This window comes from Azospirillum sp. B506, from assembly GCF_000333595.1.
In the GTDB taxonomy this organism is placed as follows: Bacteria; Pseudomonadota; Alphaproteobacteria; order Azospirillales; family Azospirillaceae; genus Azospirillum.
This window is the reverse complement of record NZ_BADK01000456.1, coordinates 1-2233: the sequence shown is the minus strand read 5'-3', so window position 1 is coordinate 2233 and position 2233 is coordinate 1. Positions and strand designations below refer to the sequence as shown.

The 2233-nt window shown below is 67.4% G+C and carries 2 protein-coding genes and 1 pseudogene; all 3 read left to right on the top strand.

Annotation, left to right across the window (positions count from 1 at the left end; genetic code table 11):
* Positions 1–697 (top strand): type I-C CRISPR-associated protein Cas8c/Csd1 (locus tag I71_RS13770; protein WP_042695425.1); only part of this gene is annotated, 697 nt, incomplete at its 5' end.
* A 6-nt stretch (positions 698–703) separates the two neighbouring features.
* Positions 704–1575 (top strand): annotated as a pseudogene (gene cas7c, locus I71_RS13765) (type I-C CRISPR-associated protein Cas7/Csd2).
* A 109-nt stretch (positions 1576–1684) separates the two neighbouring features.
* Positions 1685–1975: a CRISPR-associated endonuclease Cas2 gene (gene cas2, locus I71_RS13760; RefSeq protein WP_042695424.1), complete on the top strand. Its 291-nt coding sequence runs from the start codon at positions 1685–1687 to the stop codon at positions 1973–1975.
* Positions 1976–2233 lie beyond the last annotated feature (258 nt).

Sequence of the window (2233 nt, the reverse complement as noted above, 5' to 3'; positions counted from 1 at the left end):
AGGCCAAGTACGGCCGCGAGGGGGATATGCCCGACCCGATCCGAACGACCGGGGGCTGGCCAAGCTGCAGGGCGACCTGCTGCGCGCGGTGCTGGGCGGCGGGGCGTACCCGGCCAGCCTGCTGGCCATCCTGCTCGACCGCATCCGCGCCGACCACACGATCAACCACCCGCGCATGGCGCTGCTGAAGGCGGTGCTGGTGCGCCGCCGGCGCCTTGCCGGCCTTGGGCAAGAGGGGGACAGCCTCGTGAGCCTCGATCCGACCCGCACCGATCCCGGCTATCGGCTGGGCCGCCTGTTCGCGGTGCTGGAACGCATCCAGCAGGCCGCCGCCGATGGGCGTGACCTGAACGCCACCATCCGCGACAAGCACATGGGCGCCGCGTCCTCCACGCCGCGCGCCGCCTTCCCGTTCCTGCTGGATTTGTCACAGAAGCATCTGAAGAAGGTGCGCGGGGCCAAGCCCGGTCTCGCCCGTGTGCTGGATTCGGCATTGCAGGACATCCAGGGGCCGCTGACCGGCTTTCCGGCGACGCTGGACCTGGAGCAGCGCGGGCTTTTCTTCCTCGGCTATTACCACGAGCGCGCCGACCGCAAGACCGGCAAGGCCGCCGCTCCCGGTGCCGACACCACCGGTTCGGAGTCCGCCGACATCGAAGACGACACGCCGGTCGTCACCATCCCCATCCCGGAGTGAGCCGCCATGGGCATTCACGAGTCCCGCATCGAGTTCGTTTATCTGTTCGACGTGCGCAACGGCAACCCGAACGGCGACCCCGACGCCGGCAACATGCCGCGCCTGGACCCGGAGACCGGGCGGGGGCTGGTCACCGACGTGTGCCTGAAGCGCAAGGTCCGCAATTTCATCGAGCTGACCCGCGGCGGCGAGGCGGACTACGAGATCTATGTCCGCGAAAAGGCGGTGCTGAACCGGCAGCACGCCCGCGCCTATGAAGCCACCGGGATCAAATCCGAGAACAAGAAGCTGCCGAAGGGAGACGGCGCCGCCGCGGTGACGGGGTGGATGTGCCGGAATTTCTTCGATATCCGCACCTTCGGCGCGGTGATGACGACGGACACCAATTGCGGGCAGGTACGCGGCCCGGTGCAGTTGACCTTCGCGGAGAGCATCGACCCCATCGTTCCGACCGAGGTCGCCGTCACCCGCATGGCGGTGACGACGGATGCGGAGGCCGAGAAGCAGCATGGCGACAACCGCACCATGGGCCGCAAATACATCGTGCCCTACAGGCTGTATGCGGCGCGCGGCTTCATCTCTCCGCATCTGGCGAAGCAGACCGGCTTTTCCGACGCCGATCTGGAGGCCTTCTTCCAGTCGCTGCTGCTGATGTTCGACCATGACCGCTCCGCCGCGCGCGGCGAGATGGCGGCGCGCAGGCTGGTGGTGTTCCGCCACCGCTCCCCCTGGGCGAGGTGCCGGCACACACGCTGCTGGACCGGGTGAAGGTCCAGCTGAAGGACGGCGTCACCGCCCCGCGCCGGTTCGACGATTACACCGTCGCCATCGCGCGCGACGGCCTTCCCGACGGCGTGGAGATCGAGGAGCGGCTTTAGGTGCTGCCGTTCGGGCTGATGTGGCACGCCCAGGCCCGGCTGCTGGCGCGGCACTTGCGGGGTGATCTGGACGCTTACCCGCCTTTCCTGTGGAAGTGAGCGCAAAGCCGTGCTGGTGCTGGTTTGCTATGACGTGTCCACCGAAACCCCGGCCGGCCGGCGGCGCCTGCGCCGTGTGGCGAGGGCTTGCCAGGACCATGGCGTGCGGGTGCAGTTCTCGGTATTCGAATGCACCGTGGATCCGGCACAATGGACCGCACTCCGCGCTCGGCTGCTGGACCCGATCGACCCCAAGACCGACAGCCTGCGCTTCTATTTGCTTGGTTCGTCGGCACGGCACAAGGTGGAGCATGTCGGCACCCGCCCGCCAACCGACCTGGACGAACCCCTCATACTGTAAGCGAGCGTGCGCTTGCGCGGCTCTCGCGCGAACCCCAAGCGGCCACGGAATCCCCGGCAGGTTCGCACGCTCTGCGATCCCTTGAATCATCGCGGACTTCCGCAGTGCCGGTCTGCAACCCCAAGCCGGCACATCAGCAATTATCCAGGGTTCGCGACATCAAGTCCGTTTTCGATGGTCTGTCAGCCGGTTATGCTGGAGCCGTCGCCCTCCGTGCGGGGGCGTGGATGAAATTGGAGCATTTTGCCTCCCGCGGGC